Here is a 15,003-nt window from a genome sequence, read left to right as displayed (position 1 = left end):
GACTTAGAAGTCCATGCCGCCCATGCCGCCCATGCCACCCGGCATGGCCGGAGCAGCGGGCTTGTCTTCGGCCAGTTCGACCACGGCGGCTTCAGCCGTCAGCAGCAGGCTGGCGACGGAGGCAGCGTTTTGCAGGGCGGTGCGGGTCACCTTGGTGGGATCCAGAACGCCTTGCTCGACCAGGTCGGTGTACTCGCCGGTTGCAGCGTTGTAGCCGTAGTTGCCCTTGCCGTTCAGCACGTTGCTGACCACGACGCTGGCTTCTTCGCCGGCGTTCGTGACGATGGTGCGCAGCGGCTCTTCCACAGCACGCAGGATCAGCTTGATACCGGCGTTCTGGTCAGGCGTGTCGCCCTTCAGTTCAGCAATGGCTTGCTTGGCGCGCAGCAGTGCAACACCGCCACCAGCCACAACGCCTTCTTCCACTGCGGCGCGGGTAGCGTGCAGGGCGTCTTCGACGCGAGCCTTCTTTTCCTTCATTTCGACTTCGGTGGCAGCGCCAACGCGAATCACAGCAACGCCGCCGGCCAGCTTGGCCACGCGTTCTTGCAGCTTTTCACGGTCGTAGTCGGACGTGGCTTCTTCGATCTGGATACGGACTTGCTTGACGCGAGCCTCGATCGACTTGCTGTCGCCAGCGCCGTCGATGATCGTCGTGTTTTCCTTGCCCACTTCGATGCGCTTGGCTTGGCCCAGTTCAGCCAGGCCGGCCTTTTCCAGCGACATGCCGGTTTCTTCGGAGATCACCGTGCCGCCCGTCAGGATGGCGATGTCTTCCAGCATGGCCTTGCGGCGGTCGCCGAAGCCCGGCGCCTTGACGGCGGTGGTCTTCAAGATGCCACGGATGTTGTTCACAACCAGGGTGGCCAGCGCTTCGCCTTCGACGTCTTCTGCAATGATCAGCAGGGGACGGCTCGACTTGGCAACTTGTTCCAGCACGGGCAGCAGGTCACGGATGTTGCTGATCTTCTTGTCGAAAATCAGGACATACGGATCTTCCAGCACGGCAACTTGCTTTTCCGGGCTGTTGATGAAGTAGGGCGACAGGTAGCCGCGGTCGAATTGCATGCCTTCGACGACGTCCAGCTCGTTTTCCAGCGACTTGCCGTCTTCGACAGTGATGACGCCTTCCTTGCCAACCTTGTCCATCGCGTCAGCGATGATCTGGCCGATGGAGGCATCGCTGTTGGCCGAGATGGAACCGACTTGAGCGATTTCCTTGCTGGTCGTGACCGGCTTGGATTGCTTCTTCAGTTCAGCCACGGCAGCGGCGACAGCCTTGTCGATGCCGCGCTTCAGGTCGATCGGGTTGAAACCGGCGGCAACGTACTTCAGGCCTTCCATGACGATGGCTTGAGCCAGCACGGTGGCGGTCGTGGTGCCGTCACCGGCGTTGTCGGAGGTCTTGGAGGCAACGTCCTTGACCAGTTGTGCGCCGATGTTCTCGAACTTGTCCTTCAGTTCGATTTCCTTGGCGACGGACACGCCGTCCTTGGTCACGGTCGGGGCGCCGAACGAGCGCTCCAGCACGACGTTGCGACCCTTGGGGCCCAGGGTGGTCTTAACAGCGTTGGCGAGAACATTCACGCCGCGGACGATACGCACACGGGCGTCGTCACCGAACAATACTTGCTTGGCAGCCATTTCTTAGCTTCCTTCGAAAATTCGTTTGAGGCGGGGTTTACTGAACCACGGCGAGGATTTCGTCCTCGCGGATGACGAGCAGTTCTTCGCCATCAACCTTCACGGACTGGCCGGCGTACTTGCCGAACAGAACCTTGTCGCCAGCCTTCAGGTCGACCGGCAGGATCTTGCCGTCTTCGGTCTTCTTGCCGGGGCCGACGGCCACGACTTCGCCCTGATCAGGCTTTTCAGCGGCGCTGTCGGGGATGACGATGCCCGAGGCAGTCTTGCGCTCGTTTTCGAGGCGTTTGACGATCACGCGATCGCCCAGGGGACGCAAGGCCATGAGGAACTCCTGTTTACTTGAATGAAAGTGAATGATCGGTTAGCCCCGGGAGGGCTGTTAGCACTCACCGGTGTCGAGTGCTAATTATAGGGATGATGTTGCAGGGTTCAAGGGGGGGAGGGGCGGCTGTTACATATTTGGGGGGTGGCCCCATTTGTCGAAGCCGGCCACCGAGCCTCATGTCGAATTTCATTCAACCTGAGATTGGGTTCATTCAAGTTGGTAGCTAAGCAACACCAGCCTCGGCTCTTGCAGATCATGGCAAGGCACTTCGCAGCAAATTGGCTTGGACTAGGGCCATAAAAGACAAGAGCTCCAAGTAGGAGCTCTTCGTGGCAAAGCTGCTGTTCGAGATCGCCCTCCAGATCATCGGCTACCACAAGCGCGCCGACTTGTTCACCAGCAAGTTCACCTGTAGGCCCCTTTGGTGAGCAGGATCGCCTTGGCCTTGAACTCGTCGGCAAGTCACTTGCTCAACATAGCCCCAAACCGGAGAAGACACGAACAGGTATCTAGGGAATCGGGGCGTACACAGCGTGAGAAACAGGGGGCTCTAACGGAGCAAGTGGACTCCTTCACTCGTTGTTAAGCGAAAAAGGCCAGTTGCTCAAAGACAGCCGACACAGCGGCCTACATATAGATGAGCCGGTTGAGCTTCTCGAGGAAGTCGGCATCGGAATTGCTCAAGTTCGCAAGACCGAAGCGTTCTTGCACAATCGCGGACACCAAATCACGGCGTTTCGGGAGGCGAGCCTTCTCGGCCGCTGCGAGAGCCGCTGCCATCTCCTTCTTTTTAAGGTTGGTGCAGTAAGCCGGCGCAGCAGGCTGCTGGCGCCACGAATCCGCGAGCGATCCAGCATCGAATGCGTCGAAGCCCGTCTCTTCGACCAGACGCATCGCCACTTCTCGATCGATTGTGCGATCGGCAGCAACGGGTATCGCGATACGATCTGGACTGCCCGGCGCCATTCCAAATTCGGCGAATGCTTGCGCCCCTATCGCGTTCCACGCCTTGGCGATCGGCCGGCCTAATTGTTCCACTACCCAGAGGCTTTCCACCTGGCCCGCGTCAATCGCCTCGATCGCGCCGTCCCGCACTGGATAATAGTTGGCTGTGTCGATCACCACCGTTTCTTCCGGGACGCCCGCGAGAAGGGATTTGACTTTCGAGTGGCTCGCAAACGGGATCGAGAGGATGATCACGTCCACGTCCCTCACCGCGTCTTGAGCGGTTGTCGCGCGGGCGCCGTTAGCCAGTAGCTGCTTGTCGATTGTTTCAGGGCCACGGGAGTTCGCAACCTTGATCTCATGACCAGCTTTGGTCAATTCACGGACAAGTGTCTTTCCGATATTGCCGGTGCCCAGAATGCCTACTTTCATGATTCCTACTCCCTTTCACTTGGTTCATCTTGCTGTGCAAACTTGCAGAGGAACCGGAGACAATCGTGTCCCGCAGTTCTTAGTTCTTGCCGGTCACTTAGATTCCATCGACGGCGGATTGGGTAAGCTTGATCAGCCGGAAGCCATCAGCGGCGCCGGCTTGGAATATCACGGGCTGGGCCTGTTCCGGAGGCGGGAGCGCAAGCAGACCGCTGGCAGCCACATGGCGCCCTTTCAGATTGATCGGCTGGAGCTTTTGCCTGGACATGTTGATTCCCCACTGCTCCTGTTCGCGGCATCCCGCCGTTTGGATGAACTGATCCGTGAGCCGTTCGCCGAGACTTCGCGGGGCCGGGCACCTCAGCCGGATCAGTCACCGGTCGGCGTAGTCAACTTTATTGCTGTGCAATGACCTGATTCATGACTTAATGCTTCAGCTTGGGTCCTGCCATGCGGACAGCATTGCCAAGGCTGCTTCATAGTTACCAGCAGCCTCGGCAGTACGGAAATATTTGGCCCGCTCCACGATGATTTCTCGCGGTGTGGGTTCGCCATGCAAAAGGGCGAGCGTCTCGTCGAGGAAGTCTTCCAGAGGCATAGCATGCTCGTCGTTTTCCTGACCAAACAACGTCGTTTGCACACCAGGCGGCGCCAGTTCAATGACGCGTATGGAGGTGTTGGCGAGCTGCGCACGCAAGCCTTCGGTGAACGAATGAACAGCCGCCTTGGTGGCGCTGTATGTCATCGCTATGGGGAATGGAACAAATGCCAATGCGGAACTAACATTGATGAGGACACTATCTTTCTGTTTCGCAAGTTGCGGCAAGAAAGCATAGGTCATCCGGATGGTGCCTAAGAGGTTGATCGCGACGGTATCTTCCGCAGCCCTAAGCGACTCGCGATTCATCGCATCTTCGCGTGGCATGATGCCAGCGTTGTTAATCAAGACATTCAGGTCGGGGTAACGGGCGGCCACTAGCTCACTCGCTCGGGCGATGGACGTGGCATCGGCCACATCAAGCTCGATAGCCTCGATTCCGGGGTGATCGGTCGTGATCTGCTGTAGCAACGCATTGCGCCGCCCCGTGACGAGAACCTTGTTGCCCGCCTTATGTAACCGTATCGCTAGACCGAGCCCTATGCCCGAAGTGGAACCCGTGATAAGGATGGTATTGCCGGACGGCTTCATATGCTTCTCCGAAGTGGTAGAGCGGCTAGAATTTAAACGGACAATTGTCCGGAAAAAAGTTTACCGGACAATTGTCCGTTTATCAATGGCGCCTTGGAGGAGCACAAGTGGCACAGTCACAAAAGGTTGAGCGCCCTGCACGCGCCGACGCACTACTTAACCGCGAGCGCATCTTGGCGGTCGCCTTGGAGGAACTGGCCCAGGGTGCAGACGTTCCCCTAAGCGCGATCGCTAGGAAGGCCGGCGTAGGACAAGGGACTTTCTATCGCCACTTTCCGACCCGAGAGGCGCTGGTGATGGAGGTCTATCGCTACGAGATGCTGCAGGTCGCAAAATATGCTGAACACCTGCTTCAGACTCGCGCGCCCGACCAGGCATTACGAGAATGGATGACTCGCCTCGCCGAGTACGCCATGAACAAGGCTGGCTTGGCCAATGCAATTCGCGAGGTGTCGAATGTGGGGAGCTGTGCGGGAAAGGAGAGCTATGCTCCCGTGGTCAACGCAGCCCAGTCCTTACTTGATGCAAACGAGAGGGCGGGCACCATTCGTCCTGGCACCACCACGGATGACTTTTTTCTGGCCATTGCGGGTATTTGGCAGATCAATGTCAACGATGAGTGGAAACCGCGTCTCGTCTGGCTCATGGACTTTGTTATGGAAGGACTACGCGCGGGCGCGCCGGCGCGGTCCGCGTAAGACGCTAGGTTGCATTCCCCGCGATTCAACTATCGGCTTTCGATGCTGATGACGGATGCGAAGCAGGCAAACAAGGTAGTGCTCATTGTTGGTAAGCATGATCAGAACGTACGAGCAGTATGCTGTTTAGTAAGATGGAAGGCGCCGTAAGCCTCCATGCCAGTCCTGTGCTTTCTGAACTCCGTGGTCTGTTCGTACCTGTTCTGCTTTGCTCAGACATCTCACTGCTTGCTAGCGCTTGAATTACCTTGCCCAAGGCCGCTTCGCCAGACACATCTTCAAATAACGAAGAGGTTTGTTTCCGCTCTAATCGGCATATTCGCCTGCGTCCTGGAAGACTTTAGCCCAGCGCGTCTTCTCGCCTTCAAGGAACTTCCGATGTTGCTCAGGCTCCAGGCGCTCATCGGTCACTACCGTCACGCCCAGACTCTCCTGCCGCTTGATAAATACCGGGTCCTTCAAGGCGGTGCGAAGCGCGTTGTTCAGCTTGGCGATAGCATCCGGCGGGGTTCCTTTCGGTGCGTATAGTCCGTGCCAGATCTGCACATTGAAGCCGGTGAGTCCAGCCTCATCCAGCGTGGGCGTATCCTTGAGAGCAGGTAGTAAGAGACGTTGCAGACTAGTCACACCGAAGACCTTAACCCTCTTGCCCTCTATCTGTGGAACAGCATTGGTCGCCTGCTCACACATGATGTCAACCTGCCCGCCAAGCAGATCGTTCATGGCTGGCCCAGTCCCTTTGTATGGAACAGTCGTCATGCTGGCCTTCAACGTGCTCTGAAGCATCAGTCCGCACAAGTGGGATGCCGAGCCCAGGCCGGCATTGGCAAGGTTGACTTTGCCTCCGCTCGCGTTGATCCACTGCCTGAGTTCCGCAAACGTATTGGCCGGCAGGCCAGGCCGTCCAATGATGACCGACGGCGCCTCGTTGATCAGGCCGAGCGTCTCGAAGTCGTCCGGCACCTTATAACTTAGCTTGCGATACAGGGATGGCGCGGTAGCCATGCCGATGTGATGTACAAGCAGCGTATAACCATCCGGGTTTGCCCGAGCGACCTTGGCGGCGCCAATTGTGCCTCCCGCGCCGCTGGCGTTTTCGACAACCACAGTCGTGCCGTCCAGTGGCTTGCGTAATGCCTCGGCCAGGTCCCGTGCAATTTTGTCGGTCGGCCCCCCAGCTGCAAACGGAACTACCAACGTGATGGGCTTGTTCGGGAAGTCTGCATGAGCGGCAACTGTGCTTCCAAGCAGAGCAATGCCCGTAGCAACGCGCCAAAGCTTCTTCATGGCTTGTGTCTCCTATGTTGTTGTCGTTGACTTGAGCGTCATGCAGACAATGTCTGCATCTCACGGTAAAGATCGGCCTTCCCCTCGAAGCCAATGCCGGGTAAGTCGGGCAGCGTGACGTAGCTGTTCTCGACTTTGACGCCATCAGGGAAACCGCCATATGGCTGGAAAAGGTCCGGGTATGACTCGTTGCCCCCCAGTCCCAGCCCAGCCGCAATGTTGAGCGACATCTGGTGCCCACCATGGGGGATGCAGCGGCTGGGTGACCAACCGTGCTCCTTGAGCATCTCCAGAGTGCGCAGGTATTCCACCAATCCGTAACTCAAAGCGCAGTCGAACTGCAACCAATCACGGTCAGGACGCATGCCGCCGTAGCGGATCAGATTGCGCGCATCCTGCATTGAGAACAGATCCTCGCCAGTGGCCATCGGGTTCTTGTAGTAATTGCGTAGCGTCGCCTGCAACTCGAAGTCGAGCGGGTCGCCCGGCTCTTCGTACCAGAACAGGTCGTACTGCGAGAGCGCCTTGGCGTAAGCGACGGCGGTGTCGAGGTCGAAGCGACCATTTGCGTCCACACACAGCCTCTGACCGTCCTGCAAAACTTCCATGATTGCGTCGATCCGGCGCAAGTCCTCGTCTAGCGACGCACCGCCGATCTTCTTCTTGACTACCGTATAGCCGCGATCAATGTAGCTGCGCATCTCGTCCTGCAACTTGCGGTAGTCCTGGCCAGGATAGTAGTAGCCGCCAGCGGCGTAGACGAAGATCTTGCGATTGGGATTACCATCGCCATAACGGTCGGCTAGAAGTTGGAACAGAGGTTTATCTTCGATTTTCGAAACCGCATCCCAGATAGCCATGTCGATGGTCCCGATGGCCACGGAACGTTCGCCATGCCCACCGGGTTTCTCGTTCGTGAACATTGTCTGCCAGACTTTGTGCGGGTCCAGGTTGTTGCCGGTGCTGTCCACCAGCGATTCGGGATTCGCTTCGAGAATGCGGGGAATGAACCGCTCGCGCATCAACGTGCCCTGGCCGTAGCGGCCGTTGGAATTGAACCCGTAGCCGACCACAGGTTTGCCATCGCGGATAACGTCAGTGATAACGGCCACGAGGCTGAGATTCATTTTGCTAAAATCGATATAGGCGTTGCGGATAGCCGAACTGATCGGGACAGTTTTTTCACGGATTTCGACGATCTTCATGATGCCTCTGTACAAAAGATACCGAGGCTTTGATTTTCTTCCTCTGGAGCCTCCCACCCCAATGTTCATTTTGGCTACTTCTATGCAGTGGAAGAACCGCCGATGAACTTCATCTGGCTCGGTGATTTTCTCGCGCTCGCTGCCAGTGGTAACTTCTCCCGTGCGGCGGAGGAACGGCATAGCTCGCAGCCCGCATTTAGCCGACGGATTCGCGCACTGGAGGCGTGGATCGGCGCACCTTTGGTGGATCGCAGCAGCCAGCCCGCCCAGCTCACCGAAGTCGGTGAATGGTTCAAGGGAGTTGCGGAGGATATGGTCGCCAGAACCGCCCGAATGCCTGGGGAAGCCAAGCATGTGGCCGAAGCCAGTTCGACGACCTTGCGCATTGCTAGCACGCACGCTCTTTCATTTACCTTCCTGCCGCGCTGGCTTAGAAGTCTTGAGTCGAGGCTGACGTTGGGCGCCGTGGAACTGATGTCAGATGTACTGGCGCGCTGCGAGTTTCAAATGCAGCAAGGCAAGGTTCATTTCCTTTTGAGTCACGCGCACAGTCGTATGCATGGTGCGATGGATTCAGACGCGTACCAGTCGGCGGTGATCGGTCATGACCAATTGCTTCCTGTGTCTAAGCCTTCGCTGAAGGGGCATCCACAGCACCGTTTGGACAGACCGGAACATGACCACGTTCCGGTGCTGGCCTATACCGATGAGTCAGGGTTGGGGAGGATCCTGCGCGCGGTGCAAGGCCGACGACTGGAATCAACCCCGGTTCACATAGTGCTCACAGCCCATCTGGCGTCTGTCCTTCGCTCAATGGCCCTGGACGGACGCGGCATTGCCTGGTTGCCAAAATCGTTGATCCAAGAGGACCTTGACGCGGAGCGGCTCGTCGTCGCAGCAAGCACAGACTGGATGGTGGACTTGGAGATTCGCCTCTACCGAGATCGGGCAATGATTGGGCGCGCGGCTGAGGCACTTTGGCAGTCCGCTACCGACGTAACCGAGGGGTGAGTGTCTGGAACCTCACAATTTTAGCCAAAGGCAGCGAATGGGATCAGCGATCCCAAGGCGCGTTCTGCCAGCGTTCCAGCAGGAAATCACTGAACGCCGTGAGCCGACGCGGCACAGGTTCGCGCCGTGCCCGCACGATGCTGATCTTCGAGGGAGTTGCTTCCCAGTCCGGCAACACGCGCACCAGCCGCCCGTCGCGCAGTTCCTCGTGAATGTCCCAGGTCTCGCGCAGCGAGATACCCAACCCCGCCAGGCACCACGCATGCAGCACGTCACCGCTGTCGCTGCACAGCGTGCCACTGACTGCAATAGGCTTCTCCCGACGGCCTTTGCGCAGCGGCCAGGTGCTTTGCAGCAGCCCCGGATACGCGAACACCAGACAGTTGTGCCGTTCCAGTTCCTCCGGTTGCCCCGGATGACCCTGCGCCTCCAGATAGGCGGGAGACGCCGCCAGGATGCGCCGGTTGTCGGCCACGCGCTGCGCCACCAAACGCGAATCGGCCAACTCGCCCATACGGATCGCCAAGTCGAGGTCGCCGCTATACAGATCCTGCACCTGGTCGGACAGGCGCAGGTCGAAGCCAACGCGGGGATGCGGGCGGCAGAAATCGTGGATCGCCGGGGCCACGAACTTGCGCCCGAACGGAGTGGGCGCGGTCAGGCGGATGGTGCCGCTCAGTTCCTGGTTGCCGCCGGTCGCTAGCTCCTGCACTTCCTCCGGCACCGCCAAGGCAACCCCCTTCGACGAACTTCGACAGTAGGCACCGGCGACCGACCCGCCTTCGCAACCGCCGCGCGGCTTTTGTTTGTGCTTTCCCGGTGCTTCTCTGGTGCTCTTCCCGGGGCGGGCACGGTAGGTCCGTCGTGTCAAACCGCATACGTCACCCGGTGCGCCTCGGTCGGCAGCGGCAGGTCCCAGCGGTGCAGCATGCTGGTCAACGTCTTGTTCGATAGCGATGTGTCGCGCCGAGTGTTCCGGCGCAGCAGCTCGGCGCGCGGTTGTTCCAGATAGACCAGTTCAACTTGCGCATGATACGAATACAGCAGATCCAACGTCTTCTTGCGCATCAGCTCGCTAAGGTGGGTGGCGTTCCAGACGAAGGGCGCCTTGCGCCGCAGCAGTTCGCGGGCACGGTCGATAGCCAGGTGCGCCACCATGCCTTCGTTCTTGCCGTGGCGCAGGCCCAGTTCTTCTCGCGCATCGTCGAACGAAATCACCGGCAACTCGGGATGATGCCGGCTCACCCAGGTGTTCTTGCCCGACGCGGGCAATCCGGACATCACAATCACCCGCGATCCAGGTTCCTGGAACAACGGGTAATCGGGGTGCACGTCGGCGCCGCGAAAATAGCTGACTGCGGTATGGGCATCGGCGAATGCGCGTGGCTGGCCAAAGCACCGTTCGTCGCGCGCCAGCTCGCAGAACAGCGCGATGTTGTCCAGCACGCGCTGACCGTCCGGGCAGATGCGTCCACGCATGTCGGCTTCGGCCAGCATGGCCAGCAATGGAATGTCGACGTGCCAGGACAGTTCACGCACGATGAACTCGGGCGTCTTGCCGCGACGCGAGCCTTCCAATGCGAAAAACGGCACCTGATGGACCGCGATCAACCGGCACACGGCCTCGCGCACGGCAAAGGGCACGCCTGCATCCCACAGCGCAATACGCGCGTCGATGGCGCCCTTGCGGGAGTGGCCGGGCTGGCCGATGGCGCCGGTGACCGGGTCGATGACGGTCGTGCTGTGCTTGGCGATGTCGTGCAGCAGCGCGGCAAGAAATACGATTTCCTGGTCGGCCCGATCCGCCGTTTGGTATTGCGGCAATGCCAGCAGCGCCTCCACCACCATTTTCGTATGGGTCCAGACATCGCCCTCGCCGTGATAGCGCGGGTCTTGCGGCGTGGTCTTGGCCAGCTCCAGCGCCGGAAATGCCGCCAGGCAGGCATTGAAATCGGGCGCCTTGCCCGGAGCAGGCGTAAGTGCCCGCAGTGCTTCGTATTGCATGATCTATTCCTTATTGTCCGGCGGCGCCGCGCAGTGTGTCCCAGTCCACCGCGAGACGCGGCGCGTAGAGATCAACGCCGGGCGCCAACTGGTTGGGCACGTAGGGCTGCTCGGAATGATGTTTGTCCGAATCCAGGATGGCTTGAACGAAATCTCGTCTTACCCACTTGTAGCGGGCGATCGTCCTGCCGTCGGCTTCCACTTTGACGTACAGGCCTTCCGACAGGTCCGATTTGTCGCATTGTTTCCAGGCGCGCTGCACGTCCAAGCCTTCTCGCTGCACGGTGGCTTCAAAAGCCTTGCGCCAGTCTGGCGTCTTGGCCAGCGACGGCCGCAGCAGGGCCTTGAGCGTGTCGAGCCTGGGCGGCGCCACGCCTTCATACAGGACGGGCACCGACAGCACGGGGCCATTGGCCAGCAAGACGCGGCGCGCCTGGGTGGACAGGAATTCGCCGCTGTGACGATCCAGGACATCGAACTCGAAAAAATGATGCGGCAAGGCGTCGTAGAAAACCGAGTGCTTCTTCGACAGCGTTTCGCCATACATCACGTAGCGATCCTCCAGGCGGTCAAGCAGCCAGTCGGTGTGCGCCGCGGCCCAGGCTTTTACGAAACTGAATTGCCGTTCGCGGCCGCCTCCCACCAGGTAGTGGCCGCGCGATTGCAGCAGCAGTTCGCCCGATGGGCTGAAGCTGATGCCGGTGTTCGCGCCGTCGAGCTTTTCTTCGACGACCAGGTGCAGGCCGGCTAATTGACGGTACGGCACGTGGTCGTGGCCTTCGTCGCCGTCTTGCAGGCGCGAGCCTTCCAGGTGGGGAGTGCGGGGATAGCGAAACAGGTCCAGCGATTGCGCGTAAGCGCAGAAATCTTGCGTCATGGGATCTTCTCCAGTGTGATGGAAAAGCCGACGACGCAGTCTGGACGGGAAAGGAAAGCGAGTGGGTGTGTGCTTCCTGGAACCGCGCCTGGACCCCATGGCGTGCGCTCAAGACTCAGGCGTCGAGCAGCACGGGGCGCGCAGGCAGACCGCGATTACCAGGGCGGTAGTCGTCGGCGTTTAGGCGTAGTGACGGATGGCAGACACGGTTGCACTCAAATGGAAAAGCGGGTTGAAGAAGAGGCGGGATCCTAAGACATCGAAAAGGGTTTTGTCAATGCGAGGCATGACGCCGGTGATAGACGTTTACTTGGCTTGCGCGTCGCCAGCGATCTTCCTTGCCGTCAGCGTCACGGTGAAAAACTCGTTTCGCTTTTCGGCCGAAACGGTATCCAGCTGGTGCGTTCCGTAATCGGTATGTTGCCCGCCCTCGAATCGAGGGTAATACCCTTTCCAGAAATAGCGCGCCTGGGTACCGCCCGCGAGCATTTTTTTCGCGGGCAGCCCGGCTACGAATCGCGTATCGGCATTATCCGTCCGCGCTTGCAAAGCGACGCGCGCTTCCGTCAATGCCCAATGGCATACCCCGCGCCCGTAATAGTCCTCATCGAGCAGCATGTCGGCATACACGGTGCCCACGTACTCGGTGGCGGATATACGGGAAAGGCGGAACGGTTCGTGGCTGGACAATGTCGGCACGTGGCCGGACAGGGCGTTGGATTTTCCACAGCGGGCGCCGTTGCTGGCGTCGAACTGCACAGTGCCCTCTGCTACCGTAAACGGCGATTTGCCGTCGCCTGCGCTTGATAGATCGGACGCATTGGCAAGTGTGAGCCGTATCTCATAAGCCTGCGTCGCAGCGGGGTTCAGCTTGCGCAGCGGTGCCTTGGCCGTGCTATCGGCGTTACTGGACCCGCACCCGGCGGTGGCCAGCAGGGCTAGCGTTGGCAATGCCCAACGTAAGGCTGGCGACGAAAGATATCGAAGAGCGCGCGACAATGTCGATGTTTCCTATGGGAGGCATTTATTGTCGAAGTTTGCCACGAATTGAACGTCAGCTTCTGCATCGCCGATCCGATTACCGGCGCCGACATGCTGGGTGAAGCTGATGAGCGTTTCGTGGAGCGCACCGTGACCTTGCGGGCCGAGCTCTACCTGCCTCAAGGGGCTTGTCGTAGTGGTACAGGATGCCCGTCATCGAACCGCCACGGATTCGAATTGAGGGGGCTGCCAGCCGCCGCCAAGCGCCTTGAACACCGAGATGGCCGCCCGTGCCGAATCGGTCTGCGCTTGCGCTCGGGCATCCGAAGCCTGCAACAGCGTTTCGTCTGCGTGCAGGACATCGATCAGGCTGGCTGTGCCTTTCTCGTAGGCCATGAATGACGACTGACGCGCACGGGTCAGAGAATCTTCGCCACCGGTAAGCGTCGTGGCTTGCGTCTCGCGGTTGACCAGGGCGGAGAAGGCGTTCTCGACGTCTTCGGTGGCGCGCAGCACGGACTGGCGGTAGGCCGCGAGGGCTTCTGCTTCCTGTCCCTTGGCCTGATCGATCTGCGCGTTGATACGACCGAAGTCGAAAAGCCGCCACCGTAGACCTAGAACCGCCGCCGACTGGCTGGCGCCGCTGGAGAACAGGTTGCCGCTGGAAATGGATGTGGCGCTACCCAGCAAGGCATTCAGGGAGAATTTTGGGTAGTACTCGGCGATAGCCACGCCAATGCGCGCGCTGGACGCGGCAAGCCGACGTTCTGCCACGATGAGATCGGGCCTGCGGCGTAACAGATCCGCGGGCGTCCCTGTGGAGGTGATCCGCGGCGCCTTGGGGATAACTCCGGTGGCCGCCAGTTCCGCGCGATTGGTGCCCGGCGGGCTGCCTAGCATTACGTCCAGTGCATTCATCGCGGCGTCCAAGCCGGTCTGGATTACGGGAACCGTTGCCAGCACCTGGGCGAGCGAGCCCTCGGTCTGCCGAACCTGGTACTCGGCGGCAAGGCCCTTGCTGTGTAGTAAGCGAACCTTCTCCAATAACCCACGTTGCGTCTTCACCTGGTGGCTCGCAATGTCCAGGCGCGCCTGCAATCCGCGAATGGTGATGTAAATGTCGGCGGTCTGCGCGGCGACGGCCAGTCGTGTAGCGGCAGCACCCGCCTCGGATGCCTGGTATTCGGCCATCGCGGCCTGGCGTTCGCGGCGCAACCCTCCAAACACGTCCAGTTCCCAGCTTGCTCCCAGGTTGGTCTCGTACGAATTGCCGTACCGGTCAAAATCCGGGGTGGCGTTCAGCACCTGCCCGAGCGGAGTTTCAATAGACTGATAAGAACGTCCTGCTTGGCCATTGATATTCCCGGTGGGCAATAATGCGGCTGTCGCAGCGCCGAGGCCGGCGCGCGCCTGAGTCACCCTGGCCATGGCCTGGGCCAGATCCAGGTTGTGCTCAAGCGCCCTTGTGACGAAGTGACTCAGTACTGGGTCTCCAAAGCCCTCCCACCAGATCGCAAGGCTAGCGGGGGTCGCTGCTGCCCGATTTTCGACGGCGCGCTGGCCCATGTAGTGCTCTGAAAGGGGAGTATCCGGTCGGTGATAGTCCGGACCCACCGCACAACCCGTCATCAGGCAGGCGCTCATGACGAGGGCGAGAGAGCGAGGGGAAAGCATGGGGGATCCTTGAATGAGCAATCTGAGGTGACGATATTACTATATGGTCACTCGTTGTCAATCACAGTTCGTCAGGCTAAGCTAATTAAATGACTGAAAACGGCACTACCACCCACTCGCGTGGGCCTTCGGAGCACAACGTACGCGACCAGATCGTCGAGGCGGCGACCGAGCACTTCAGCCACTACGGCTATGAGAAGACCACAGTGTCCGATCTGGCCAAGGCGATCGGATTCTCCAAGGCTTATATCTATAAATTCTTCGACTCGAAGCAGGCCATCGGCGAGGTGATTTGCTCGAACCGGCTTGCGATCATCATGCAGGTGGTTGACTCTGTGATCGCTGATTCGCCCACGGCTTCAGAGCGATTGCGCAGGCTTTTCCGCGCTTTGACCGAGACCGGCAGCGATCTTTTCTTCCATGATCGCAAGCTCTACGACATCGCTGCCGTTGCCGCACGCGACCAGTGGCCTTCCGTGCGCGCCCTGGAGGCGCATTTGCGTCAGGTGATCCAAGGCATCCTTCTAGAGGGGCGCGAATCCGGCGAATTTGAGCGCAAGACGCCGCTGGACGAAGCGTCCAACGCAATCTATCTGGTCATGCGGCCTTATATCAATCCCGTACAGCTTCAGTACAACCTCGACATGGCGACCGAGTCGGCAGTGCAGCTTTCCGCCCTCATCTTGAGGAGCCTGTCGCCCTGAATGTGCAGTGACTGTTGACTTTAA

General features: G+C 59.5%; 15 protein-coding genes. 4 read left to right on the top strand and 11 right to left on the bottom strand.

The annotated features are described in order from the left end of the window. Window positions 1-3: 3 nt before the first annotated feature. The 3 genes from groL to AC6LJY_RS03105 form a co-directional block, all read right to left on the bottom strand. On the bottom strand, window positions 4-1,644 hold the full coding sequence (gene groL / locus AC6LJY_RS03115) for a chaperonin GroEL (protein ID WP_104142010.1): 1,641 nt from the start codon (window positions 1,642-1,644) through the stop codon (window positions 4-6). A gap of 37 nt (window positions 1,645-1,681) precedes the next feature. Beyond that, complete coding sequence (groES, locus tag AC6LJY_RS03110; RefSeq protein ID WP_006221616.1) at window positions 1,682-1,969, bottom strand: co-chaperone GroES; 288 nt, start codon at window positions 1,967-1,969, stop codon at window positions 1,682-1,684. Between the two features lie 630 nt (window positions 1,970-2,599). Next, window positions 2,600-3,349 carry an NADPH-dependent F420 reductase gene (locus tag AC6LJY_RS03105; protein WP_447991494.1) on the bottom strand — a complete coding sequence of 250 codons (750 nt, stop codon included), beginning with the start codon at window positions 3,347-3,349 and terminating at the stop codon, window positions 2,600-2,602. On the opposite strand from AC6LJY_RS03105, the gene AC6LJY_RS03100 reads away from it, so the two are divergent. Continuing rightward, window positions 3,348-3,761: a hypothetical protein gene (locus AC6LJY_RS03100; RefSeq protein WP_498135275.1), complete on the top strand. Its 414-nt coding sequence runs from the start codon at window positions 3,348-3,350 to the stop codon at window positions 3,759-3,761. The genes AC6LJY_RS03105 and AC6LJY_RS03100 overlap by 2 nt on opposite strands. 21 nt (window positions 3,762-3,782) lie before the next feature. Here the strand turns inward: AC6LJY_RS03100 and AC6LJY_RS03095 are convergent, their stop codons facing one another. Next, window positions 3,783-4,538, bottom strand: a complete 756-nt coding sequence (locus AC6LJY_RS03095; RefSeq protein ID WP_314363317.1) for an SDR family oxidoreductase — start codon at window positions 4,536-4,538, stop codon at window positions 3,783-3,785. Between the two features lie 107 nt (window positions 4,539-4,645). On the opposite strand from AC6LJY_RS03095, the gene AC6LJY_RS03090 reads away from it, so the two are divergent. Beyond that, complete coding sequence (locus AC6LJY_RS03090; protein ID WP_498135274.1) at window positions 4,646-5,236, top strand: TetR/AcrR family transcriptional regulator; 591 nt, start codon at window positions 4,646-4,648, stop codon at window positions 5,234-5,236. 306 nt (window positions 5,237-5,542) lie between these two features. Here the strand turns inward: AC6LJY_RS03090 and AC6LJY_RS03085 are convergent, their stop codons facing one another. Continuing rightward, window positions 5,543-6,523 (bottom strand): tripartite tricarboxylate transporter substrate-binding protein, encoded by a 981-nt coding sequence (locus tag AC6LJY_RS03085; protein WP_046803795.1) that lies wholly within the window; start codon window positions 6,521-6,523, stop codon window positions 5,543-5,545. Window positions 6,524-6,561: 38 nt separating this feature from the next. Next, window positions 6,562-7,728: an enolase C-terminal domain-like protein gene (locus tag AC6LJY_RS03080; RefSeq protein WP_314363324.1), complete on the bottom strand. Its 1,167-nt coding sequence runs from the start codon at window positions 7,726-7,728 to the stop codon at window positions 6,562-6,564. Between the two features lie 102 nt (window positions 7,729-7,830). Here AC6LJY_RS03080 and AC6LJY_RS03075 point away from each other — a divergent pair, with 102 nt between their 5' ends. Continuing rightward, a complete protein-coding gene (locus tag AC6LJY_RS03075; RefSeq protein WP_314363327.1) occupies window positions 7,831-8,739 on the top strand; it encodes a LysR substrate-binding domain-containing protein in 909 nt (302 codons plus the stop codon). A gap of 43 nt (window positions 8,740-8,782) precedes the next feature. On the opposite strand, the gene AC6LJY_RS03070 is transcribed toward AC6LJY_RS03075, so the two are convergent. The 5 genes from AC6LJY_RS03070 to AC6LJY_RS03050 form a co-directional block, all read right to left on the bottom strand. Next, a complete protein-coding gene (locus tag AC6LJY_RS03070) occupies window positions 8,783-9,463 on the bottom strand; it encodes a substrate binding domain-containing protein (protein ID WP_498135333.1) in 681 nt (226 codons plus the stop codon). A 143-nt stretch (window positions 9,464-9,606) separates the two neighbouring features. After that, the gene (locus AC6LJY_RS03065) at window positions 9,607-10,743 is read right to left on the bottom strand and encodes an AAA family ATPase (protein WP_314363329.1); all 1,137 of its coding nucleotides are present in this window, start codon (window positions 10,741-10,743) and stop codon (window positions 9,607-9,609) included. A 10-nt stretch (window positions 10,744-10,753) separates the two neighbouring features. Beyond that, the gene (locus tag AC6LJY_RS03060; RefSeq protein ID WP_046803800.1) at window positions 10,754-11,620 is read right to left on the bottom strand and encodes an RNA ligase family protein; all 867 of its coding nucleotides are present in this window, start codon (window positions 11,618-11,620) and stop codon (window positions 10,754-10,756) included. A 306-nt stretch (window positions 11,621-11,926) separates the two neighbouring features. Then, window positions 11,927-12,619: a hypothetical protein gene (locus tag AC6LJY_RS03055; protein ID WP_314363334.1), complete on the bottom strand. Its 693-nt coding sequence runs from the start codon at window positions 12,617-12,619 to the stop codon at window positions 11,927-11,929. 195 nt (window positions 12,620-12,814) lie between these two features. Next, the gene (locus AC6LJY_RS03050) at window positions 12,815-14,275 is read right to left on the bottom strand and encodes an efflux transporter outer membrane subunit (RefSeq protein ID WP_498135273.1); all 1,461 of its coding nucleotides are present in this window, start codon (window positions 14,273-14,275) and stop codon (window positions 12,815-12,817) included. An 89-nt stretch (window positions 14,276-14,364) separates the two neighbouring features. On the opposite strand from AC6LJY_RS03050, the gene AC6LJY_RS03045 reads away from it, so the two are divergent. Beyond that, window positions 14,365-14,979 (top strand): TetR/AcrR family transcriptional regulator, encoded by a 615-nt coding sequence (locus AC6LJY_RS03045; protein ID WP_120156942.1) that lies wholly within the window; start codon window positions 14,365-14,367, stop codon window positions 14,977-14,979. Window positions 14,980-15,003: the final 24 nt, after the last annotated feature.

The organism is Achromobacter sp. RT286_PF, from assembly GCF_059760425.1.
Note: the sequence above shows the minus strand (reverse complement) of the source record. Positions and strands in the feature narration are given on the sequence as shown.

Coding starts and splice junctions, on each gene's coding strand:
- groL (WP_104142010.1), bottom strand. CDS start 1,644: ATGGCTGCCAAGCAAGTATTGTTCGGTGACGACGCCCGTGTGCGTATC.
- groES (WP_006221616.1), bottom strand. CDS start 1,969: ATGGCCTTGCGTCCCCTGGGCGATCGCGTGATCGTCAAACGCCTCGAA.
- AC6LJY_RS03100 (WP_498135275.1), top strand. CDS start 3,348: ATGATTCCTACTCCCTTTCACTTGGTTCATCTTGCTGTGCAAACTTGC.
- AC6LJY_RS03105 (WP_447991494.1), bottom strand. CDS start 3,349: ATGAAAGTAGGCATTCTGGGCACCGGCAATATCGGAAAGACACTTGTC.
- AC6LJY_RS03095 (WP_314363317.1), bottom strand. CDS start 4,538: ATGAAGCCGTCCGGCAATACCATCCTTATCACGGGTTCCACTTCGGGC.
- AC6LJY_RS03085 (WP_046803795.1), bottom strand. CDS start 6,523: ATGAAGAAGCTTTGGCGCGTTGCTACGGGCATTGCTCTGCTTGGAAGC.
- AC6LJY_RS03080 (WP_314363324.1), bottom strand. CDS start 7,728: ATGAAGATCGTCGAAATCCGTGAAAAAACTGTCCCGATCAGTTCGGCT.
- AC6LJY_RS03075 (WP_314363327.1), top strand. CDS start 7,831: ATGAACTTCATCTGGCTCGGTGATTTTCTCGCGCTCGCTGCCAGTGGT.
- AC6LJY_RS03065 (WP_314363329.1), bottom strand. CDS start 10,743: ATGCAATACGAAGCACTGCGGGCACTTACGCCTGCTCCGGGCAAGGCG.
- AC6LJY_RS03060 (WP_046803800.1), bottom strand. CDS start 11,620: ATGACGCAAGATTTCTGCGCTTACGCGCAATCGCTGGACCTGTTTCGC.
- AC6LJY_RS03050 (WP_498135273.1), bottom strand. CDS start 14,275: ATGCTTTCCCCTCGCTCTCTCGCCCTCGTCATGAGCGCCTGCCTGATG.
- AC6LJY_RS03045 (WP_120156942.1), top strand. CDS start 14,365: ATGACTGAAAACGGCACTACCACCCACTCGCGTGGGCCTTCGGAGCAC.